At 55.7% G+C, this 20,510-nt stretch carries 22 protein-coding genes; 16 read left to right on the forward strand and 6 right to left on the reverse strand.

Going from position 1 to position 20,510, the window contains the following annotated elements:
• Positions 1-28: 28 nt before the first annotated feature.
• From HNQ64_RS03810 to HNQ64_RS03830, 5 genes are all read right to left on the reverse strand, one after another.
• Positions 29-712 carry a response regulator transcription factor gene (locus HNQ64_RS03810; protein WP_184205509.1) on the reverse strand — a complete coding sequence of 228 codons (684 nt, stop codon included), beginning with the start codon at positions 710-712 and terminating at the stop codon, positions 29-31.
• Positions 709-2,460 (reverse strand): sensor histidine kinase, encoded by a 1,752-nt coding sequence (locus tag HNQ64_RS03815; protein ID WP_221305318.1) that lies wholly within the window; start codon positions 2,458-2,460, stop codon positions 709-711. Before HNQ64_RS03815 ends, HNQ64_RS03810 begins: the two co-directional genes overlap by 4 nt.
• A gap of 48 nt (positions 2,461-2,508) precedes the next feature.
• On the reverse strand, positions 2,509-4,329 hold the full coding sequence (locus HNQ64_RS03820) for an alpha-amylase family glycosyl hydrolase (protein ID WP_221305319.1): 1,821 nt from the start codon (positions 4,327-4,329) through the stop codon (positions 2,509-2,511).
• Positions 4,330-4,387: 58 nt separating this feature from the next.
• The gene (locus HNQ64_RS03825) at positions 4,388-4,642 is read right to left on the reverse strand and encodes a GlsB/YeaQ/YmgE family stress response membrane protein (protein WP_184205512.1); all 255 of its coding nucleotides are present in this window, start codon (positions 4,640-4,642) and stop codon (positions 4,388-4,390) included.
• A 102-nt stretch (positions 4,643-4,744) separates the two neighbouring features.
• Positions 4,745-4,921 (reverse strand): hypothetical protein, encoded by a 177-nt coding sequence (locus HNQ64_RS03830; RefSeq protein WP_184205514.1) that lies wholly within the window; start codon positions 4,919-4,921, stop codon positions 4,745-4,747.
• Positions 4,922-5,186: 265 nt separating this feature from the next.
• On the opposite strand from HNQ64_RS03830, the gene HNQ64_RS03835 reads away from it, so the two are divergent.
• The 16 genes from HNQ64_RS03835 (at position 5,187) to pncA (ending at position 19,659) form a co-directional block, all read left to right on the forward strand.
• Positions 5,187-5,876, forward strand: a complete 690-nt coding sequence (locus HNQ64_RS03835) for an NUDIX hydrolase (RefSeq protein WP_184205516.1) — start codon at positions 5,187-5,189, stop codon at positions 5,874-5,876.
• A 136-nt stretch (positions 5,877-6,012) separates the two neighbouring features.
• Positions 6,013-6,564, forward strand: a complete 552-nt coding sequence (locus HNQ64_RS03840) for a protein-tyrosine phosphatase family protein (protein WP_184205518.1) — start codon at positions 6,013-6,015, stop codon at positions 6,562-6,564.
• The gene (locus tag HNQ64_RS03845) at positions 6,561-7,505 is read left to right on the forward strand and encodes an ADP-ribosylglycohydrolase family protein (protein ID WP_184205520.1); all 945 of its coding nucleotides are present in this window, start codon (positions 6,561-6,563) and stop codon (positions 7,503-7,505) included. The genes HNQ64_RS03840 and HNQ64_RS03845 overlap by 4 nt, the downstream gene beginning before the upstream one ends.
• Positions 7,506-7,554: 49 nt before the next feature.
• Positions 7,555-8,487 (forward strand): ADP-ribosylglycohydrolase family protein, encoded by a 933-nt coding sequence (locus HNQ64_RS03850; protein ID WP_184205522.1) that lies wholly within the window; start codon positions 7,555-7,557, stop codon positions 8,485-8,487.
• Positions 8,488-8,654: 167 nt separating this feature from the next.
• Positions 8,655-9,104, forward strand: a complete 450-nt coding sequence (gene tnpA, locus HNQ64_RS03855; RefSeq protein WP_184205524.1) for an IS200/IS605 family transposase — start codon at positions 8,655-8,657, stop codon at positions 9,102-9,104.
• A gap of 214 nt (positions 9,105-9,318) precedes the next feature.
• On the forward strand, positions 9,319-9,696 hold the full coding sequence (locus tag HNQ64_RS03860) for a hypothetical protein (protein ID WP_184205526.1): 378 nt from the start codon (positions 9,319-9,321) through the stop codon (positions 9,694-9,696).
• A gap of 13 nt (positions 9,697-9,709) precedes the next feature.
• Positions 9,710-11,164, forward strand: a complete 1,455-nt coding sequence (locus HNQ64_RS03865; RefSeq protein WP_184205528.1) for a nicotinate phosphoribosyltransferase — start codon at positions 9,710-9,712, stop codon at positions 11,162-11,164.
• Between the two features lie 43 nt (positions 11,165-11,207).
• Positions 11,208-11,714: an O-acetyl-ADP-ribose deacetylase gene (locus HNQ64_RS03870; protein ID WP_184205530.1), complete on the forward strand. Its 507-nt coding sequence runs from the start codon at positions 11,208-11,210 to the stop codon at positions 11,712-11,714.
• Positions 11,711-12,502, forward strand: a complete 792-nt coding sequence (locus tag HNQ64_RS03875; RefSeq protein WP_184205532.1) for a radical SAM protein — start codon at positions 11,711-11,713, stop codon at positions 12,500-12,502. Before HNQ64_RS03870 ends, HNQ64_RS03875 begins: the two co-directional genes overlap by 4 nt.
• Positions 12,499-13,527 carry an asparagine synthase-related protein gene (locus HNQ64_RS03880; RefSeq protein ID WP_184205533.1) on the forward strand — a complete coding sequence of 343 codons (1,029 nt, stop codon included), beginning with the start codon at positions 12,499-12,501 and terminating at the stop codon, positions 13,525-13,527. Before HNQ64_RS03875 ends, HNQ64_RS03880 begins: the two co-directional genes overlap by 4 nt.
• Positions 13,527-15,296, forward strand: coding sequence for an asparagine synthase (glutamine-hydrolyzing) (gene asnB, locus HNQ64_RS03885; protein ID WP_184205534.1), 1,770 nt, complete (start codon positions 13,527-13,529; stop codon positions 15,294-15,296). The genes HNQ64_RS03880 and asnB overlap by 1 nt, the downstream gene beginning before the upstream one ends.
• Entirely contained in the window at positions 15,293-16,471 is a 1,179-nt protein-coding gene (locus tag HNQ64_RS03890; RefSeq protein WP_184205536.1) for a glycosyltransferase, read from the forward strand. The genes asnB and HNQ64_RS03890 overlap by 4 nt, the downstream gene beginning before the upstream one ends.
• A complete protein-coding gene (locus HNQ64_RS03895) occupies positions 16,468-17,415 on the forward strand; it encodes a glycosyltransferase (protein WP_184205538.1) in 948 nt (315 codons plus the stop codon). The genes HNQ64_RS03890 and HNQ64_RS03895 overlap by 4 nt, the downstream gene beginning before the upstream one ends.
• The gene (locus tag HNQ64_RS03900) at positions 17,412-18,203 is read left to right on the forward strand and encodes an ROK family protein (RefSeq protein WP_184205539.1); all 792 of its coding nucleotides are present in this window, start codon (positions 17,412-17,414) and stop codon (positions 18,201-18,203) included. The genes HNQ64_RS03895 and HNQ64_RS03900 overlap by 4 nt, the downstream gene beginning before the upstream one ends.
• Before the next feature lies 1 nt (position 18,204).
• Positions 18,205-19,044, forward strand: coding sequence for a PIG-L deacetylase family protein (locus tag HNQ64_RS03905; protein WP_184205541.1), 840 nt, complete (start codon positions 18,205-18,207; stop codon positions 19,042-19,044).
• 18 nt (positions 19,045-19,062) lie between these two features.
• Complete coding sequence (gene pncA / locus HNQ64_RS03910) at positions 19,063-19,659, forward strand: bifunctional nicotinamidase/pyrazinamidase (protein WP_184205543.1); 597 nt, start codon at positions 19,063-19,065, stop codon at positions 19,657-19,659.
• 130 nt (positions 19,660-19,789) lie between these two features.
• On the opposite strand, the gene HNQ64_RS03915 is transcribed toward pncA, so the two are convergent.
• A complete protein-coding gene (locus HNQ64_RS03915) occupies positions 19,790-20,467 on the reverse strand; it encodes a 3-keto-disaccharide hydrolase (protein ID WP_184205545.1) in 678 nt (225 codons plus the stop codon).
• Between the last annotated feature and the right edge of the window lie 43 nt (positions 20,468-20,510).

The raw sequence follows: 20,510 nt of genomic DNA on the forward strand, positions 1-20,510 counted from the left end.
GTTGCGTCAGGCGATGATCCAACCTCCCTTACTCAAATCGGTATCCGGCCCCATGCACAGTGCGGATGATCTGCGGATTGGCAGGATCTTTTTCCACCCGTTTTCTGAGCTGGGAGATGTGCTGGTCCAGCGCACGGCTTTCGGGGAAATAGTCCACGCCCCAAACTTCATCTGCCATGGTGTTGCGGTCCACCACTTTGCCCCTGCGCTCATAGAGTAAGCTCAGAACCTTCATGTCACGTGGGCTGAGCTGGATCTCGGCCCCATCCCGGTAGGCGCGCAATTCCGCCGGCACCACCTTCAGGTCATCCATCAAAAAGTCTTCATTCTGCGGTTTTGTTCCCGCACGGGCTGCGGTGCGCCGCAGGATGGCGCGAATGCGGGCGATGATCTCTTTGACCCCAAAGGGCTTGGTCATGTAGTCATCTGCCCCCAGTTCCAGCCCCAGCACGGTATCAATCTCCTCCGCTTTGGCGGTGAGAAAAAGGATGGGCACATTCTCATCCATCTTGCGAATCTGCTTGCAGACCTCATAGCCATTTTGGCCGGGCATCATCACGTCTAGGCAGACAAAGTCAGGCCGCGTAGCGCGAAAGAAATCCACCGCCTGCAGGCCATCACTCGCTGTCACGAGGTCATAACCTTCCATGCTGAGCACCTCGCGCAGGGCTTCGCGGGTGTGGTCGTCGTCTTCGGCGATGAGGATCTTCATAGAGGATGAACGGGCAAGGTGAGAATAAATCTAGCGCCATCTTTGTAGAGGCTGCAAACCTCCAGTGAGCCGCCGTGCAAATCAGCCAGCTCACGCGAAATCGTCAAACCAATCCCGGTGCCGCTGACGCCTTCATTCAAATCGGACCGCAGGCGCTCAAAGGGCTCAAACACCATGCGGCGTTTCCCTGAAGGAATGCCAGAACCCCGATCTTCCACCACGATCCTGACGCTGCTGCCAGCCGTCTCCGTGCGGATAGACACCCATTTTCCATGAGCTGCATACTTGTCCACATTGGAGAGAAGGTTTCCCAAAATCTGCTCCAGGGCATCCGCATCGGCCTTCATGAGTGGCGGACCTTGCAGAACGGTGTGGACCTGGAAGCCTTTGTTTTCTAACAAAGTACGCCAATTTCCCACCGCACGATTCACCACTTCATCCAGCACGATGGGCTTGATTTGGACGCTCAATTTATCCCGCTGTTGGCGGGCGTAATTCAGCACGTTTTGAATCAGGCGATTCAGCCTGGCCGTTTCTGTCTCTACCACCCGAAGATGGCGCTGCGCGATGGCGTCACCGCTATCTTCGATCCGATGCGCCGCCATCTCTGTGTAGAGCTGGATATTCGTGAGTGGTGTTTTGAGTTCATGCGAGATCTGATTCACAAAGCTCACTCGCTGCTGAGCTAGACGCAGTTCACGCGCATTTTCACGGAAGAATGTCCAGGCCAAAGCTAACACCAACAAACAGCCAGAACTCACGCCCAATAAAATGGGAAACAGATAAGGCTTCGGGAACTCCACCGAGGCGGGTGAATACGACAGCACCCATTGACTGAGCGGAGCAGAGCACACGAGACGGGCTGAAGGTGCCGCACTGGACCCTGACAGCATGCGCCCAGCCGTGTGCAATTGGATACCACTGGCTGTGGCCAGGAGCAATTTGCCGGGATAAGGATCCAACCCAGGGGGAGGCAGGCGATCATACAGCGCCCGCCGAAGAAGCAGGCTGATCAGCCGGGCACAGACCACCTCTCTAGGCGAAACCTGCCGCCAATAAATAAAATCACCGTCCGTCACGTGCCAGCCCGAAAGAAATTTGCTCGGTCCTGTTTCCAATTCCAAATTCTGCAGACGGTAGTTATCTGCTCGGGCAAAGGTCATCCACGTCGCTTGGCGACTGCGGTCTGTCGCCTGAGCAGGAGTGGCATTGACCCAAGCATAAAAGGGCCCTGTCGTGGCGCTCGCTTGGCTGACGGCACTCTTTAAAGTGTCCAGCAGCACGGACGATCTCAACTGCGCATCAGCACGTTCACCTGGGGTATGGCCCGATTTTTCAAAGACGGGTATCACTGCCCCGCCTTCCTGGGCCACCCAGGTCTCCATCATCCATTGATGCGTGCCCAGAGCTGCTGCTACCTCGCGACCTGTCATTCCCTCAGCGTTGGCCATGAGATCCAGTTTATCCGTAAATCGGCGAAGATCGTTGACCAATTGCTGGTTAGCCACAGCCAGCCTCTCTGCTAGCACCGCCTGCATGGCAGAGTCCGTGCTGCGTGCAGCATCACGGATGAGGTATGTGCCCAGCCAAGTCAACAACGCTACGGGCGTGATGACCAGGAGGATGAGCAAGAGATTGGTACGGCGCTGCTGCATGGATTGGCGTGTACGATAAGCCCACGCCTTCAACGCAACAGCGAGTTTATGCAGAGAATTTTCGCGCGAGTGAGAATCAAACAAGGGATTCATCCGCTTCATTCAGCGCCTGCAGGCTCACTCATGAGTGCCGGAAGCCACTCACTTATCCTGCGAAAGAATAGCCGCAGAGTATCCCCCTAAGGCAAGATGAATGCTGAAAGGATACCCCTCCCATTCTCCCTCCGTGGCCTCGGCATCCAGGCAGGGGTGACCTCCCAGATCGTGCCCATAGACCTGGGCGTCACTGTGGAAACGCACCTTCCAGCAGCCTGCGTTTGGCACGCCCACACGCACATCATCTGCAGCGGTATGACTCAGATTTAAAATGACGAGCACGTCATCTCCCGCCCCTCCCTCGCGCCAGCGACGGAAGCCCAGAACCTTACGCTCATGCTCCACATGATGCACATGCACGTGCTGACCTGTGAGCCCCGCAGTGTTACCCCCCAGGTTTCTACGCAGACCAGCGAGATCTCGGTATAGAGCTAGTACGCCTTTGAAATCCTCAGGCCGCGACCAGTCAAGGGGCACATCGTCACGGAACCATTCATCTGTGAGGAACTCCTGCCCCTGAAAAATCATGGGGATGCCTGGCGCGGTATAGACCAAAGCCGCAGCGAGGTTTGACCGCTGTCTTGCAGGCAGCGCACCCGCATCATCCGGGGAGATTTCCGTGGGCAGGCGCGCTTTTCCATTGGCCACCTCATCATGTGACTCGCTGTAAATCACACGCTTGAAGACATCGCCATCAAAGCAGCAGGTCAGAGCTGTTTGAATGGCTTCCAACCGCCGATGTTCATCAGCTGTCTGGATCATCACATCGCGCACAGGATGTACAAAAGCCGCATTCCACTGTGAGCGAAAGCCTGCCCCCCCTGCGCCTGTGCCTTTGACTAGCCATTCGCTGTCACGCAGATCTTCCGCGATGGTGATGGCATCTGGATACTGCGCGTGGATCTCGTCATTCACCCACTGCATCAGGCCCCATCCCTCAGAAAGATCATCGTCTGGGTGACCAGGATTGCCTTGGCAACTGCGGATGAAAACCGTCATGTCCCAGCGCAGGCCGTCCACACCGTATTCTTCAAACCACATCAGCGCATTGTCGCGAATGTAGGTGCGCACCTCACCCCGCCCGTAATCAGGCCGGGTGTCTCCCCATGGCGTGCTGGAGCGGTGGTCGTTGTAAAAGTAGATACCGCCTTTGTCGTTTTCAGACCAGCCATCGAACTGCCAGAGGCCGAGATCTGAGGGCCCAAAGTGATTGTACACCACATCCATGATGACCGCGATGCCATGAGCGTGTGCGGCTTTGACGAAAGCGAGCAATCCTTGAGGTCCCCCGTAGGCAGACTCCACAGCAAAGGGACTGGCGGGATTGTATCCCCAAGAAAGATCTCCCGCAAACTCTGCTACAGGCATCACCTCGATCGCATTGATGCCCAAGCTTTTCAAATAAGGCATCTTCTCCACCGCGCTCGCAAAGGTACCATGATTGGCACCTTCAGGCACATTGAATGACCCCACATGCATTTCATAAATGACCAAGTCATTCATGTTGGGCGCGGTAAAGGCAGGACCTGCCTCTTCCGGTTTAGGCTTCCACACCAGGGTATTGCCCACCGAGTTTTCCATAGCTCGCCCGCGTGGATCTGGCCGGGTAAATTCCTGCTCACCATTCCGGATGTGGTAGAGGTAACCTTGGCCCTCCTCAGCCACATCCACCATGGTGAACCATGTGTCCCCATCCTCACGCTGCATGGGGTGTGCCGCAGGGTCCCAATTATTAAAAAGCCCCACCACTGAAACACTTTCTGCATGGGGTGCCCACACACGAAAAGCCACGCCTTTAGGCTGCACCATGCAGCCCATACCAGGGATGACGTGAATTTTTTCCAAGGCTTTTTTGCGATCGCTCATGAGGATTGGATTAGGCGGGAATGAATCAATGATTGTGAACTGCGGCGACTCAAGGGGGTTACTTCCGTCCGGCAATGACGCGATAAATCATCAGCAGAACCAGAGAGCCAAGAATGGCAATGCCTAGCCCTCGCAGATCAAACTGTTCCACCGAGCCAAAGCCTAGCTGGGTGCCGATCCAGCCGCCCACGGAGGCCCCGACCACGCCCAGAATGATGGTGAGAAAACAGCCGCCAGGGTCTTTGCCTGGCATGAGAAACTTAGCGATACCGCCCGCAAGCAGGCCGAGGATGATCCAAGAAATGAAGCCCATAATATGATGTATATAAGTTTGTTAGACTGAAAAACAAAACAGGCTGGCTGAGCCGTGGAGGAAGGAGCTAGCCAGCCTGTTGTCGGGGGGAAAGACTGCGAATTATTCCGTCACTTTTTCCACAGCGTCACGGATGCCTTCCGCAGGACGTGCGTCGAGAGCATCGTCAATTTTGTCGCCCACTTTAGCAGCTGGGCCTTTTTCTTCTTTGCAGCTCACTGCGATCATGGTGAGGGCGGAGGCAGCAACGGTGAGTGTCAGGATGCGAATGAGTTTCATGGTAGTCGTTGAGTTGATGTTAAACAAAAGGTGTTAAAGCACCGTGATTCAGATCTAGTGCACTGGCCATGCCACGATTTTTAGCACTCTCCAAAAGTGTTCATTTTCAATGCATTAGCATAGTATATCCCACGTATAATCAGCATGCATCAGGCGTTCTGCCCGTCTGTCAAAATGCATTTTCTTGCCGATTGCATGGTGTTTAGCCAAAAGAATTTCAACATCCATGCTTTACATAGTGTAGTTTTCACACTTTCATAGAGCCATGAAACACACGTATGAATACCCACGCGCTGCTCTTACCGTGGACTGTGTTGTTTTCGGCTTTGATGCTGCAGAACTCCAAGTGCTGCTCATTGAACGTGGGATCTCTCCTTTCAAAGGCCAGTGGGCCCTGCCTGGTGGCTTTGTGCGTGTGGATGAAACCCTCGATGAAGCCGCACGTCGGGAGCTCCTGGAAGAGACGGGCTTAGAAAAACTCTTTCTCGAACAACTCTACACTTTTAGTTCGGTGAACCGCGACCCTCGCGAGCGAGTCATCAGCGTGGCCTATTATGCCCTGACCAAGCCTACCTACCACCGTACTCAGGCCACCACCGATGCCGCCGATGCCCAGTGGTTCTCCGTCCGTCACATCCCTGCCCTCGCCTTTGACCATGCCGATATCCTAGCCACAGCCCTGCAACGACTGCGCGGCAAGCTCCGCTACGAGCCCATCGGCTTTGAACTGCTGCCCCCCAAGTTCACCCTCAGCCACCTCCAACAGCTCTACGAGGCCGTGCTCGGCACTGAATTGGACAAGCGCAACTTTCGCAAAAAAGTCCTCAGCTACGACCTCCTCCTCCCCCTGGACGAAACCCACCGCGAAGGCGCCCACCGCCCCGCTCAACTCTTCCGCTTCGATCCCGTGCGTTACGAGAAACTCAAGAAAAAGGGATTCCACTTTGAATTATGAATTCCTCTCCAAATGGCAGTCCCGACGTTAGCAGCTTCCAAACATTGAGCTGAACGGAAAGGCCTCAATCTCCTTGGCCTCGCCCTCATGGAAGTCCGGGAATATCTAAATCAAAAATTAACCCCCCGAGCCCTTTATGAACACCCGCCTTCTCCGCCAACTCCCCTTCACCCGCAGCTACTGGGTTGTCCCAGGCAAACTCCTGGCCGGTTTCTATCCCGGTGACCGCGACCCTTACGTGGCCAATTCGAAACTGACTTCGCTATTCGATTTCGGGGTTTCGCACATCATCAATCTCATGCAGGAGGACGAGTGCGACCACACCCGCCAGCGGACCTTTGTGGACTACAGCCCAGCCTGGTACGCGCTCGGCCGCACCCGCAGCCAGCCGGTCACTTGGGAGAATCAGCCCATCCGCGATCTTGGCATCCCCACCGTCACGCAGATGATTGAGACTCTGGATTCCATTGATGCCGTGCTTGCTGAAGGACGCACCGCCTATGTTCACTGCTGGGGTGGGAAAGGACGCACAGGCACCGTCATAGGCTGTTGGCTAGCCCGCCACGGAGAGCCTGATCCCCTCCAAAAGCTGCATCAACTCACCGCTCATGCCCGTGCCTATTTCCCCGTCATACCGGAAACCGCCCGGCAGCAAACTTTCGTCACGGATTGGAAACGCCATCAATGAACGCCCAAACTAACCAACAACGCTTTCTCGGCGGCCTTTACGGATCGCTCGTCGGCGATGCCCTCGGAGTGCCCGTGGAATTCAAACCGCGAGCCGACCGTGTGGCAGATCCTGTGACGGGCATGCGAGACTATGGCACCCACGGCCAGCCTGCAGGCACGTGGTCGGATGATGGAGCCCTGCTCCTCTGCTCCGTCGAAAGCTTGGTGGAAAAAGGTTTCGATACCGAGGACATGGGGGCTCGTTTTGTGCGCTGGTGCAACCTCGGGCACTGGACCGCTCATGGAACCGTTTTTGATATCGGCATCGCCACTCGAAAGGCCTTGCTACTCATTGAGCAAGGTTGCCCCGCTGAGCTGGCAGGTGGCCAGGATCAGTATGACAATGGCAACGGTTCCCTCATGCGCATTCTGCCCGTGGCCCTGGCTTTTCACCTCAAGGACGAAACTCTCTTTTGCAGCCATTTGGATAGAGCCTCTGCCATCACACACGGTCATCAACGCTCCCAAATGGCCTGTGTTTTTTATGGGCTCATGGTTCGCGGATTGATCTACGGCCTGGACCCGCAAGCTGCGCTTCAGCAAGCACAAGTCTGTTTCGTAGGTATCTACGAAAAGTCCGAAGAGTTCAGCCACTTCGTCACGGTGATGCAACCCACACTTGGCACCCTACCAGAATCTCAGATCGGCTCTGGAGGCTACGTCATGGAAACCCTCACCGCCGCCCTCTGGTGCCTCCTAACCACAAGCTCATTCTCCGAATGCGTCCTCAAAGCCGTGAATCTGGGCGATGACACCGACACCACCGGCTGCGTCGCTGGCGGCCTTGCAGGTGTCTATTACGGACTCGATTCCATCCCTAAAGACTGGCAGGCCAAACTGCCCCGCCAGCAAAGCCTCCATGATCTTTTCCACCCCTTCATTCCTCTCTGTGCACCATGAGTCCTGACCGAGCTTTTTTGTAATCTTACACACAACCTAACGCCAAACCATGACAGATAGACACAACGCTCCCACTCACGAAGCTCGTCTCCAGAGAGCCTTACTGTCGCTGGATGGTTTGTCGGTAGGGGATGCCTTCGGCCAGTTGCTTTCGACCCAATCACGCAGCGCTAGACGCATTGTCGAACATAATGGCCTTCCCGGGCCCCACTGGTGGCACACGGATGACAGTCAAATGGCGATGGCCATCGTGGAGGAACTCGCTGCAACGGGACAGATTTCACCTGACTCTCTCGCCGATCGGTTTACCAAGCGCTACTTGGCGGATCCTGGCCGGGGTTATGGCAGAGGGGCCAGATTGCAGTTGCAGGAGATGGCCCGTGGCACAGGCTGGAGACAGACATCGACAGCAGCTTTCAATGGACGTGGATCCAAAGGAAATGGCAGTGCCATGAGATCGGCTCCTCTAGGTGCTTACTTCGCCGACGACCTTGAATGTGTTGTCAGTGAAAGCACCCAAAGCTCCGTAGTCACACATTCCCATCCTGAGGGAATCGCGGGCAGTGTCGCGGTTTCCCTAGCTGCTGCCCAGACTTGGCAGAGTCGTGGGCTAGAATTGAAGGCGGCGCGTCACAGCATCTGGCAAGCAACACTGGAACGGACCCCACACGGCGAAACATGGGAGGGACTCCAAAGAGCCTTCGCAGTCCCGCTTGAGATGCTCCCAGAAAATGCGGCTCGCATCCTAGGCTCCGGGTTTCTGGTCACTGCGGCAGACACAGTGCCCTTTGCCATTTGGTGTGCCATCCGTCATCTCGATGACTATCGTGAAGCCCTCATCGCCACCCTTGAAGGGGACGGTGACTGTGACACCAACTGCGCCATCGTCGGCGGCATTGTTTCAATGTTTGTTGGCCGTTCTGGCATTCCGGAAGATTGGCTAAAATCCCGCGAAAGATTGGATCTGAACTTTCTTCCATAATGCCCTCCTCCCTTCTTCCCCAGCCCTAAAGGGGCGTAACAACAAAGCCCGGGGCAAGCGAGCCTCAGCGAGTGCAGCCCTGGGATTTCAACACCTCTTCGTCTCTCAAAAAGAGCCCTGAAAGGGCGAGACAATGACACGCACTTCAAACCCTCAACACCCTCAGCATGTCTCCATCGCTCGCTCAGATTTATATCCACTTGGTATTCTCGACCAAGGACCGGGAACCTTGCATTAGCAACGCTATCCAGCCAAAACTGCATGCCTATCTTGCTGGCACCTTGAACGCCGTGGATTGCCCCGCGCTTTGTGTCGGTGGCATGCCTGACCATGTGCATCTTCTCTTTCGACTCGCTGGCACTGTCTCCCTCTCGGATGCGGTGAAGACCGCCAAGGTAGAATCTTCGAAGTGGATGAAGACACAGGGCCACATCGGCCACTTTACTTGGCAGTCCGGTTACGGTGCTTTTTCTGTCAGCGCATCCCAATTAGAAACGGTCACTCACTACATTCGAAATCAAGCCGAACACCACGTGGAACGAACTTTCCAAGATGAATTCAGACGCATGCTAGAACTCTACCAAATCGACTACAACGAGGCCTATGTATGGGATTGAAACGCTTCATCTTCGAGCCCCCATGTGCCTCGCCCTTTCAGGGCTTGGACTCAGATTCTTTTCCCTTCTTTATACCCAGGGCTCCGCTCGCTAAGGCTCGCTTACCCTGGGCTTTGCTGCCACGCCCTTTCAGGGCTGATTAGAATTTGGGAACCTCCATTCCAGAATCCATCTTCGCTTTTATTAGGCCCATAAAATGACTTCAAAACAGCCCATGAAACGCCAATTCGGATTCCGTTTCTCTTCTACAGATGCTGCTATTTTGCTAACGGCCGCAGTTGTTGCCACCTGGGTGCATCAGCGCGCTTATGAACTGTGGTGGGTCGTTCCGATGGCCATTGGCCACTTCTTCCTCTTCTGCAATGTCTTCCTAGTTTGGCGATGCTGGGAACTGATCTGGGCAGGTTCTTTCGTGGTGAATGTTCTCCTTCACATGGTCCAAGGCCACCTGAATTTTTGGCCGATCATGGGCTGGCAATTACCTGCGACATTACTCGTAATTTACCTTCAAATAAGATCGCCCTGGTATCACGGAATCTTTGCCAGACAACTGAATCCACGCTTGCAAGAATACCTTGATGGTCACCTCTGACCCTCCCTTCTCCATGAAAACAGATACCCCCCTCCTCACCGATCTCTATCAGCTCACCATGGCAGCGGGCTATTGGAAGTGTGGTAAAGCTGAACAAGAAGCCGTCTTCCATCTCTTCTTTCGCAAGCTGCCCTTTGCAGGCGGCTACGCCATCGCTGCCGGTCTGGGCGATGTGGTGAAGTGGCTGCAAGGTTTCCGCTTTGCCCGAGCGGAGTTGGAGTATCTAGCCACCATCCCTGGACGGGATGGCAAGCCGTTGTTTGAACCTGGGTTCCTCGACTATCTCGGTGCCATGAAGTGGCAGTGCGATGTGACGGCCATTCCTGAAGGCACGGTGGTGTTTCCTCATGAGCCCCTGCTGCGCATCCAGGGTCCGCTCATTCAGGCTCAGCTTGTCGAAACTGCTTTGCTGAACATCATCAATTTTCAAACCCTCATCGCCACCAAAGCCGCGCGCGTCTGCCAGGCTGCGCAGGGTGAGCCCGTATTGGAATTCGGCCTCCGCCGTGCTCAGGGACCAGACGGTGCCGTGATGGCCAGTAGGGCGGCTTTCATTGGCGGCTGTGCCTCCACCTCGAACGTGCTCGCAGGCATGACCCATGGCATTCCCGTGCGTGGCACGCATGCTCACTCGTGGGTCATGTCGTTCGACACCGAGCTGGAAGCCTTCGCCACCTATGCCGAGGCCATGCCTAACAACTGTGTGTTTCTGGTAGATACCTACGACACCGTGGAAGGCGTCCGCCATGCCGTGGAGATCGGCCACAGGCTGCGGGCTCAAGGTCACGAACTAGCGGGCATCCGGCTGGACTCGGGAGACCTCGCCTGGCTTAGTACGGAAGCACGCCGCATCCTAGATGAGGGCGGATTTCCTCAAGCCAACATCGTGGCCAGCAACGACCTGGATGAACATCTCATCGAAAGCCTGAAGCATCAGGGGGCTGCGATCAATGTCTGGGGTGTGGGCACCAAGCTCGTTACGGGTGGTGAACAGGCTGCTCTGGGCGGCGTTTATAAGCTGGGTGCCATCCGCCATGAAAATGGCGAATGGGAACCCAAGATCAAACTCAGTGAGCAGGCGGTGAAAGTGAGCAATCCTGGCATCCAGCAAGTGCGCCGTTTCACCCTGAATGGCGAGTTTCGCGGCGATGCCATTTACGATCAAGAAACCGGCTGTCCCGCACCGACTGAGATCATGCACCCGGCCGATCCTCAGCGCAGCAAGATCATGCCCGAAGCCGCCACTCATGAGGATCTCTTACAGCCAGTCTTCCAGCGCGGCCAGTTCGTGGGTGAACAACCTACCCTTCAAGAAATTCAGGCCCGCACCCGTCATCAGCTTCAGCACCTGCACGCCACGGTGAGACGCCTGCAGCATCCTCACGAATACCCTGCCGGGGTCGAAGGTAGCCTAGCGCAAAAGAAGCTGGCGATGATGGCGAAAGCCAAAAGTACTCCAAGGCTTTAGCCCGCAAAACGCTCTTCGCTATCCAATCCCCATTCACCTCAAGATGACCCTCGAAGCTATCCAAGCCAATATCACCACCCTAGATGTGGATGCCATCGTGAATGCTGCGAATTCATCTTTGCTAGGCGGTGGCGGTGTGGACGGAGCCATTCATCGCGCCGCTGGGCCGGATCTAGTCCACGAATGCAGGTTGTTAGGCGGCTGCAAAACCGGCCAGGCAAAGATCACGAGAGGTTATCGGCTCATAGCACGACACATTATCCACACAGTAGGTCCAGTATGGCGGGGTGGCACTCACGGTGAGCCTGAGCTGCTGCGTGCCTGCTATGACGAGAGCTTACACTTGGCCAATAAACATGGGTTAAGCAGCATTGCCTTTCCTTGCATCTCCACTGGCATTTATGGCTATCCCTTAGACTTGGCTGCACACATTGCCGTCACCGCAGCACGTGATTTTGCGGTCCGTGACACCTCGCTAAATCACATCGTCTTCTGCTGCTTCTCGATTCAGGATCAGCAGCTTTATGAGCACATCCTCAAGGCCCCATGAAAAACGTCTTCCCCATCGTTGACGGTCGCGTGCAGACTCGGTCGCTGGAGTCGCACATTGTGGATCACTGCAACCTACGTTGCGCGTCGTGCTGCTCCCTGTCCCCTCAGCTGCCAAAGTGGGAGGTGGAACCTGCTGCGCTCGCAGATGAGCTGCGACTCGCGCGCCGGGTCATTGCGCCGACTTGGCTGAAATTGGTAGGGGGGGAGCCATTGCTACATTCGCGACTCCTTGAATGCCTTGAGGTGGCCAAAGCGGCAAACATCGCCACCATTGTTTCCGTCACGACAAATGGCTTTTTACTGCCTCGACAGGCTGACGAATTTTGGGAAATGCTGGATGCCCTTACCGTATCGCTTTATCCCCAGCCTGCATTGCCTGCCGCCACAATCCAACTCATCGAAGAAAAAGCCGCACAGCATCACGTGCGCCTGAACTGGAAAAAGCAGGACCAGTTTGTGCAAATGGATCGCGAAGAACGGTGCGAGGATGATGCAGAAAATGAGGCCGTCTGGGCCGCCTGCTGGTTGAGGCGTCGCTGCCACATGATCCGGGATGGGCGCTTTTATGCCTGCACCCGCCCGGCTCATTTTAGCAAGATGCTCGATGAGGACTTCACGGCAGATGGAGTGTTATTGCACGAAGCTAACACGGCTGAAGAAATCCAGTCTTACCTTCAGCGCAGCGAGCCTCTGGAAGCCTGTGCCCTTTGTCTGGGCGGCAATGCTCCGGAAGCCCCACACCGCCAACTGAAACCCGGAGAGGAGCGGGTGCGAGTGACAGCATGAAGACGGTGCGCTGCTATGCCCCCTTTGGCATCCGGCCTAGTTACTACACCACCGACGGCCTAACCAAAGGTGAAACCATTCATGCAGTGATGGCTCAGTCTCACTCGCAACGGACTTGGGATCTCGGAGGCGTTCGCAACTACTTGGCCCGCCAACCCGATGGGCTGCACACCTGCTTTGCAGGCATACATGCCATTCCGCCGGGGCATGATCTGGTGCAAACCGAGGACCATTATAAGATCCGGCCCAGCCCGATCTTGCCCAAGATAGACGGACCCTTGACCGAATTGCTCAAGCAATCCGTGGCGCGTCTGCTGGCGGATGGAAAACGGGCCGCCGTAGCTTTGAGCGGGGGGCTAGACAGCGCCTTGCTCGTGGCCATACTTCGTCGCTTAGGCCGAGATGACATACCCGTTTTTACGCTCAGCAGCGGCCTCGCTGGTTACTGTGAAAGGCACCTCACCAGCCAGACGGCGAAGCTCTTAGGTGTAGAAAACTTACAGGTCATCGAAACCGATGAATCCCAATGGATCGCTGCCTTTCCAGAGGTGATCGCAGCGGCTGAGGTGCCGTTGTTCAATCTACACCCCGTGCATCGCTGGCTGCTGGCCCGAGCCCTGCGGCAGCAAGGCTACGAAGTCCTGCTGACAGGCGATGGAGCGGATCAAGTCTTCGCGGGTAGCGATCCCCGCAACTACCTGCCCATCATCGGTGCGCTGACACGGGCTGCAGGGCTGGAACTCCGTTCACCCTTCTTCGACGAAATATTAATGGCTGCCGCTCCCGCCCCCACCCCTGACAAAAGCGCTCTGCGTGAAGTAGCCCGCGCTTGGCTGCCCGAGGCACTGATCACCCGACCCAAAACTGCCACCTATGCCCCTGACCTGGATCTCTCTGTTTACTGGAACCAGTCTGCCATTCACGCCTTGGCTCGACAACTCAACCTCCCAGCTCCACAGCCCTGTGTGAATGCCGAGACGGCGCTGTGGACTTCGTTTGGACTTCTCGCTGATTTTATAAACTGATGTGCGCCATTGCTGGAATCATCGCTCCTCACTTGGAGACTGAAGTCGCAGCCGAGAAGTTGCAGACCATGCTGCGCCGTATGCGGCATCGCGGCCCTGATGGAAGTGGCATTCAAAGGCGGCCCAATTGCGTGCTGGGGGCCAATCGCCTAGCTCAAGTGGATGCGTTTGGCGGACAGCAGCCCATGTCATCGCCCGATGGCCGCTGGACTCTGGTCTTCAATGGCGAAATACACAATCACCGCACTCTGCGGCAAGATCTGGCCGAGCACTGGCCTTTCATCACACAGTCTGATACGGAGGTGCTGCTCGCCGCACTCGTCACCTGGGGAGAACAGGCGCTGCGACGGCTCAATGGCATGTTCGCCTTTTTCCTCTGGGATACTCAAAAGAACGAAGGCTTAGCAGGTCGTGACCGGCTAGGCGTGAAGCCTTTTGTCTGGATGCCCTATGCCGATGGGCTGGCCTTTGCCTCTGAGGCGAAAGCTCTGATCGAGATCCTGCCAGGAAGGCCCCAGATCCATGCAAAGGCCGTCTTAGAATACTTCGTGGCTCCCTGCTTCAGCGGCGTGGCAGAGCCCATGTTCGCGGGCATGTACCACCTGCCGCCTGGGCATTTATTGAGCCTCAGAGAAGGCCGCATGGAACAGCGCGCTTGGTGGCGATATGATCTGCGGAGGAGTGTCAATGAGGATGCCGAAAGTCTGCAACAAACCCTGCACGACCTGCTTCCGCGCACCGTGGCTAGGACCCTGGATACCGATACGCGCGCCGCCGTATTTCTCAGCGGCGGATTAGATAGCACACTGCTGGCAGCCTGTGCAAAATCTCACAACGTAACTTGTGGTTATACCATTGTGTTTGAGGGCCAGCCTCACTTTGACTATGCAAAAGCTTTGATGGTAAAATCTGACGACGTGCCGTTTGCAGCTGAAGCAGCGCGCGAGATCGGGCTGAACCACCACCTAGTGCCCGTGAGTCGTGCCACCTTGGCCGATGACCTGCGCACATTGGCGATTCAGAATGATGCCCTGCCAGCCTGGGAGCAAGAGTTGGCACAGCACCACCTCGCACGCGCTGTTTCTACCCAATATCGAGCGGTGCTCGTCGGCGATGCAGCGGATGAAACCCACTATGGCTATGGCTTCATGCTGGATGATATCAGCATCTGTGGGCCAGCGATTTTGTTGTGCCGTTTTGGCAGTCCTAAACTCAATCCTTCCATGGAAGGCGCAGCCTTAGACCTGATCCATCACTACAGCCATCTGATGACCGAAGCAGGCCATGGAAACAACAATCGTGCAGATCGGCTACGTGGCATCACCCATCTCATCGTACAGCGTTGGTTGCCCAGGCTGCTTCACAATGGAGACATCCACACCATGGCCCACGGTTTGGAGGCCCGTGTGCCCTTTGCGGATGCGGAACTGCTGGAGCTCGCCGTGCAGATCCACCCCGACTTGGCACTGCACGGGGGCATGGAAAAATCACTTCTCCGCCGGGCAGCCAAAGGGCTTATGCCTGAGACCGCGAGAGTGAGACGGAAGTCTAGCTTGTCCAAAGATGATGCCTGCACGCGTATCTATCAGCAGGAGGCTCAAAAGGCACTCGATGCCTCGTCCCAGCTCCTCAGTCATTGGTTGGATTTGCAGGCTCTCCGGCAGCTCTGCCACCCAGCTTACACACCCACCGAAATGGAGCGCGCGCTGCTGTTTCGAGTCATTTGTTTTCACCATTGGGCCACCGCCTACCACGTGCGAGAACCATGAAACGCATCCTCTTTTTCACCATCCCTGAGAAAGGTCATCTCAATCCGATGATCGGCCCCGCCGTGTGGCTGCAGCGCCTGGGGCATGAGGTGCGCTTTCATGCTGCCCATGACATCTCCGCCCAGCTTCACGCAGCAGGGCTTCAAGCCCTAGAAATGCAGGTGCCTGCTGCGCCACCACCCGATGCCAATCGTGGGGCTTTCTTCGCTGAAAAGGTACGTGATCCCACTTGGTTACGCGAGTGGATCCAGCGGCTACTGGTGGAGGAAGCACCCGCCCAACTGCCTGCACTGGAAGCTGCTATCCAGAACTTTCAGCCGGACCTTATCGTGACCGATCCCATGATCTACCCAGCCGCGATTGCTGCGAATCATGCAGGCATTCCCTGGGTAGCATTGTCAAACTCGCTCAACCCTGTTCTCAATGATCGCATCACCAGCGATCTGCTGGAGACCGTCCAAGCCCTGAGTCCAGCGCGTCAAGCACTCTTCGCCGCCTATGGCATGAACATGGAGTTCCGTGGCTGCGACATGCTTTCCCCCCAGCTCACCATCGCCTTTACCACACCTGCTTTCATTGGCAGGTCCGTGCCTGGAGTAGAGATGGTGGGACCGTCGCTACCGCCTACACAGCGCGGAGATGAAACTGAATTCCCTTGGGAGCTTCTCGCCACTGATCGCCCAAAGATCTTCATGTCATTCGGCAGCCAGATTTATCATCAACCTTCGCTGTTTCACAAAGTCATCCGGGCCACGGCTGGCATGCGGGTGCAGTTGGTCCTCTCGGTGAATGATTTGTTCGGCACATCGCTTTTGGCTGATTTACCTCCGCACGTACTAGCCTTTCGTTATGCGCCCCAGCTCAAGCTACTGCCACACGTTCAGGCCTTCATCACCCATGGCGGGGCCAACAGTGTCATGGAGGCTCTTCACTTTGGCGTGCCTCTACTCATCTCTCCCGTCTGCAATGACCAGTTTCATCAAGCGCACTTCATTCGCCATTCGGGTGTAGGTCTGGAGCTGAATCTTGAAAGCGCTACTGTCACAGAAACACGGGACAGTCTGCAGCGACTTCTGAATGACCCAAGCATTCAAACTCATGTCAAAAGAGTCGCCGAATCTTACGCCGTGGACGGGGCGCACCGAGCAGCAGAGTTGATCACGGCTCTCTTATGAAACCATGCATCACGCTCGGCATCACCGCCCGGAATGAGGAGGCTTGCATCGCGGCCACCCTCACTTCTGTGCTGCTTGCTGTGGCCTATGCTCAGGGCAAAAACATCGCCACCTATGAAGTCGTGGCCATCCTGGATGAATGCACCGACAACACGGAAGCGGTGGTTAAAAACTTCCCACGCGTGCAGATCCTCCAGGCTCAGGGTGGTCTCATCGAAGCCCAGCGCTCCATCGCCCACAGGCGGCCTTTTGTCATCTTCACCGATGCCGATATCCTCTTGGGTGAAAACGTCATTTTTGAGGTCACTCGGGCCATGTTGGACGATCCACAGCTTCAAGTGGCTTACCCAACCAAACGCCCCCTGCCACCTCAGCGGTCTAGCCTCATGGCCGCCGCTTTGTATTGCTACAATCGCGTGGAAGGTTTCCAAAAAGCCCGCCGCTATTTCAATGGCAAACTCTTCGCCATCCGCGATTGGCAGGCCCCCACTTTGGTGGAGCTAAAGCCTAGGCTGCTGCAACTGCCCCGAGATCGCTTTTATGACTTCCACGCAGGCTTACGTGTAGATGATATTTGGTTAAGCCGGGACATCCTCCTTCGTTATGGAGTTGAAGGCATTCGCGAAATCCCAAGCGCAGAGATTCGCTATCGGCCGCCTGAGACTTTCACCGGCATGTATCGCATGTATTTGCGCATGCGGAGAGAGCATGAGCGGCTAAACCTCCTCTTTCCAGAATCCGTCCCCGCGCATCAGCAGCGCGGTTATGACTGGGAAGCCGAACGCCGCGCCCCCTGGCGTGATCGCCTCCTCTGGCGCATTTTTCGGCTCGCACTCGGCTGCTGCAATCTATGTTACAGACTGGAAAAATTCTATTTTCAGTCCTTGCCGGGTCAGCCACCGGAGACTTGGCTCCCTGTCACTGAAACCAAAAAAGCCCTATGATCCGAGTGCGTCCCAGCGGTATCTTCCCTTTGGAACTTTGGGACCTGTGTCTCGGCACGGGCATCTTGTGGGATCACATGTCCCAGGCAGATTTTGGTGGTGTCCTGAAACACAGCCTCACGCAGGTTTGGGAGGGCCAAGGAGCAACGCGTTCTGAAGGCTTGGTGCCTGAGTGCGTGCGGGGTTTTCAGGGACTCTATCTAGCAGGTGGCGGCGCCGAAAGCGTGCTGGCAAGTCTTCAAGAGGGCCCTTGGTCAAGAACCCACCTTTGCACAGCCTCACACTTTGCAGGTGATGCAGGTGGACATTTTTTGTTAGGCCAGCAGGGCCTCACAGGATGGGTTCTCGATTTAGGCCAGAGTGCTCTCAAGATCAGTGCAGCAGGCTATCAACAGACGTGGCCTCGTGACCTGACACGACTACCCCTGAGGGAGGATAGGCTGGATACCTCGGTCGCTGACCAGCGTGCCGAGCTGCGGCATTTTATTGCGAAGGCACTGCAAAGTTTCCTCCACCTCATGGGCCGACGGCCTGATGGTCTAGTCTGCGCTCTACCCAGCCGTCTGGACGATTTAGGCATACCCGAAGGCAGCTCCTACATCGGCATGGGAGGTGATGCCTCCTTACTTCCTGAGGCATTGGTACTGGCTGGGTTCGGCCAAACACAGCTCCTTGTTTTAAACGATGCTGAATTGGCCGCGACTTCGGCCTTGCTGGATCCTCTGGTGCAAAGACGCACTTTAGTTCTCACCCTCGGCTTTGGCGTAGGTGCGGCCTTGATCACCTGACATGAGCACGGCCCTTTTCATTTCCCCCCATCTGGATGACGCAGTCTTTTCCTGCGCCACGCTGATTCAGCGACTTGTCGCCAAAGGCACGCGGGTGGTGGTGGCCACGGTTTTCACCGAAGGCTCACTGGATTACCCTCAAAGACGCGATGAGGATAGGAAAGCACTTCACTCGTTAGGCGTTGAAGCCATTCATCTGGGTCATCTGGATGCTCCTGACAGGATGCCTCGTTACCAAACTTTTCGTGAAATCATCTTTGGCTGGCATGACGCAGATTCGCACACCTTGCAGGCAGTGACACATTCTCTGACCGATTGTTTAAACCAAATCCGCCCCACCTACCTCTACGCACCCCTCGGGGTAGGCACGCATGTGGATCATCGCCTAACACATGATTCCGCTAGGCAGCTTCGTGGGCCACAGAGACTGACCTTTTATGAAGATCGCCCCTATGCCTATGCGGTGGGTGCCACCGAGCTACGCCTGCGTGAATTAGGTTTCGATGGTGGCCCTATTTGTGTGCAACTCCTGTTAAAAAGCTTTCGCCAGTTGCCACATGTGAAACAGTTCCTACCGACCGGACCCGAACGAAAACTTTGCGAAAAATGGCTCCTCCAACCTCTCCAAAAACAGTCATCAGTGCTCGCTACGAATCAGCTCATTCAAGCCACGGATCACGAAGCTTGGGTAAGCCAAACATCGGCTTTTTATTATGACACCCAGTTTCAAGCCTTTTGCGGTACACTGAAGCGACTGAAACAAACAGACCTCCGCCACAGTCAGCTACTTGGCAGTAAAAGCCGACGCACTGAAAGATACTGGCAGCTTCCTCAAATCTAGCATTTGCCCTTATTCCTTATGAAAGCCCTTCTCCTCATCGACATCCAAAACGACTTCATGCCTGGCGGTTCACTCGCTGTGCCGGGGGGTGACCAGATCATCCCCAGGGTCAGTGAACTGATGCCAAAGTATGACCTTGTCGTCGCCACTCAAGATTGGCACCCAGAGAACCACGGCAGCTTTGCCAACAATCATCCCGGCAAGAACGTTTTTGAACAAATTTCGTTAGACGGGTTACCCCAGACCTTGTGGCCCACGCACTGTGTGCAAAACACAGGAGGTGCATTGTTTGCCCCTGGCCTCGATACCCGGCTCATTCAGAGGGTGTTTACCAAAGGCATGAACCCACAGATTGATAGTTACAGTGGCCTTCATGACAATGGTCATCGTGCCTCCACAGGCATGGGTGAGTGGCTCCAGTCTCAGGGTGTCACGGAATTGCACGTCGCAGGAGTGGCCACGGATTACTGCGTAAAGTTCACCGTGCTAGATGCTCTGACGGAAGGCTTTCAAGTCAGCCTCATCACCGATGCCTGCCGTGGAGTGAATCTCCAACCTGGTGATGTGGAGCGCGCCATCAAAGACATGCAGGCGGCTGGATGCAAGATGATGTGAAAGTGATGCGGTCACTCCTGTCTGGAAGGGCAGGATCGAAAACTTGTCCGCCTGCACGAATAGCACAGGCGGCGGAAATCTAACGCCCTTCGATTGCAGGCAAGAGTGCCTGCATCACTTCCACTACCGCTTACTTTAGTTCCTGAATGCGGATGTTCCGCCACATGACTTCTTTGCCGATAGCTTCGGTTTTTTTGCCCACGCCATGCACCTGGAGGGCGATCACACCTTCTTTGGTCATGTCGTCTTTGAGATCCGCAGCTGGCACTCCATTGATGAAGGTTTTGATGCTGTCGCCTTTGCACTCAATGCGGGCCTTATTCCACTCGCCTTGTTTGAAGGCTTTGCGTGCAGCTTCGTTGTTTTTCAGGTCAAACAGCCAGCCGCGCCGGCCTTCATCATAGATTCCGCCTGTGTAAGCACGTGCGCTGGGGTCAATTTCAAACTGATAACCATGAACGCGGTCCGCTGGAAACTTTTTCTTTTTCCCCGCGATCTCCACTTCCGTTTCCTTCGTGTAGTAGTTGCTGCGGAACTGGATGCCGGAGTTCATGGAGGGGTCCACTTTGAATTCCAGTTCCAGGATGAAGTCGCCGTACTTCTTGGCCGTGCAGAGGAAAGAGTTACCCGTATTGGGCACCGTCTTCCCTACCACCGCGCCATTTTCCACACGATACTCGGCAGAGCCGCTGTGCTGCTCCCAACCAGTCAGGGTCTTACCATCAAAGAGGGGGACAAAGGCATCCTGAGCACTGGCAGAGGTGAGCAGGGATAACAGGGCGAGTGGCAGCAGAAGGCGTAATTTCATGGTAGGTCCTTCTTGAACGCCGCCAGCCACCTGCATCTGGCGA

Source organism: Prosthecobacter dejongeii (genome assembly GCF_014203045.1).
Taxonomy (GTDB): domain Bacteria; phylum Verrucomicrobiota; class Verrucomicrobiia; order Verrucomicrobiales; family Verrucomicrobiaceae; genus Prosthecobacter; species Prosthecobacter dejongeii.

What these genes read in the sequence shown, in the direction of transcription:
- HNQ64_RS03865 (WP_184205528.1), top strand. Translation starts at nt 9,710, where the DNA reads ATGAAAACAGATACCCCCCTCCTCACCGATCTCTATCAGCTCACCATG.
- HNQ64_RS03810 (WP_184205509.1), bottom strand. Translation starts at nt 712, where the DNA reads ATGAAGATCCTCATCGCCGAAGACGACGACCACACCCGCGAAGCCCTG.
- HNQ64_RS03880 (WP_184205533.1), top strand. Translation starts at nt 12,499, where the DNA reads ATGAAGACGGTGCGCTGCTATGCCCCCTTTGGCATCCGGCCTAGTTAC.
- HNQ64_RS03845 (WP_184205520.1), top strand. Translation starts at nt 6,561, where the DNA reads ATGAACGCCCAAACTAACCAACAACGCTTTCTCGGCGGCCTTTACGGA.
- HNQ64_RS03815 (WP_221305318.1), bottom strand. Translation starts at nt 2,460, where the DNA reads ATGAATCCCTTGTTTGATTCTCACTCGCGCGAAAATTCTCTGCATAAA.
- HNQ64_RS03830 (WP_184205514.1), bottom strand. Translation starts at nt 4,921, where the DNA reads ATGAAACTCATTCGCATCCTGACACTCACCGTTGCTGCCTCCGCCCTC.
- tnpA (WP_184205524.1), top strand. Translation starts at nt 8,655, where the DNA reads ATGTCTCCATCGCTCGCTCAGATTTATATCCACTTGGTATTCTCGACC.
- HNQ64_RS03840 (WP_184205518.1), top strand. Translation starts at nt 6,013, where the DNA reads ATGAACACCCGCCTTCTCCGCCAACTCCCCTTCACCCGCAGCTACTGG.
- HNQ64_RS03875 (WP_184205532.1), top strand. Translation starts at nt 11,711, where the DNA reads ATGAAAAACGTCTTCCCCATCGTTGACGGTCGCGTGCAGACTCGGTCG.
- HNQ64_RS03860 (WP_184205526.1), top strand. Translation starts at nt 9,319, where the DNA reads ATGAAACGCCAATTCGGATTCCGTTTCTCTTCTACAGATGCTGCTATT.
- HNQ64_RS03890 (WP_184205536.1), top strand. Translation starts at nt 15,293, where the DNA reads ATGAAACGCATCCTCTTTTTCACCATCCCTGAGAAAGGTCATCTCAAT.
- HNQ64_RS03915 (WP_184205545.1), bottom strand. Translation starts at nt 20,467, where the DNA reads ATGAAATTACGCCTTCTGCTGCCACTCGCCCTGTTATCCCTGCTCACC.
- HNQ64_RS03870 (WP_184205530.1), top strand. Translation starts at nt 11,208, where the DNA reads ATGACCCTCGAAGCTATCCAAGCCAATATCACCACCCTAGATGTGGAT.
- HNQ64_RS03820 (WP_221305319.1), bottom strand. Translation starts at nt 4,329, where the DNA reads ATGAGCGATCGCAAAAAAGCCTTGGAAAAAATTCACGTCATCCCTGGT.
- HNQ64_RS03905 (WP_184205541.1), top strand. Translation starts at nt 18,205, where the DNA reads ATGAGCACGGCCCTTTTCATTTCCCCCCATCTGGATGACGCAGTCTTT.
- HNQ64_RS03895 (WP_184205538.1), top strand. Translation starts at nt 16,468, where the DNA reads ATGAAACCATGCATCACGCTCGGCATCACCGCCCGGAATGAGGAGGCT.
- asnB (WP_184205534.1), top strand. Translation starts at nt 13,527, where the DNA reads ATGTGCGCCATTGCTGGAATCATCGCTCCTCACTTGGAGACTGAAGTC.
- pncA (WP_184205543.1), top strand. Translation starts at nt 19,063, where the DNA reads ATGAAAGCCCTTCTCCTCATCGACATCCAAAACGACTTCATGCCTGGC.
- HNQ64_RS03850 (WP_184205522.1), top strand. Translation starts at nt 7,555, where the DNA reads ATGACAGATAGACACAACGCTCCCACTCACGAAGCTCGTCTCCAGAGA.
- HNQ64_RS03835 (WP_184205516.1), top strand. Translation starts at nt 5,187, where the DNA reads ATGAAACACACGTATGAATACCCACGCGCTGCTCTTACCGTGGACTGT.
- HNQ64_RS03900 (WP_184205539.1), top strand. Translation starts at nt 17,412, where the DNA reads ATGATCCGAGTGCGTCCCAGCGGTATCTTCCCTTTGGAACTTTGGGAC.
- HNQ64_RS03825 (WP_184205512.1), bottom strand. Translation starts at nt 4,642, where the DNA reads ATGGGCTTCATTTCTTGGATCATCCTCGGCCTGCTTGCGGGCGGTATC.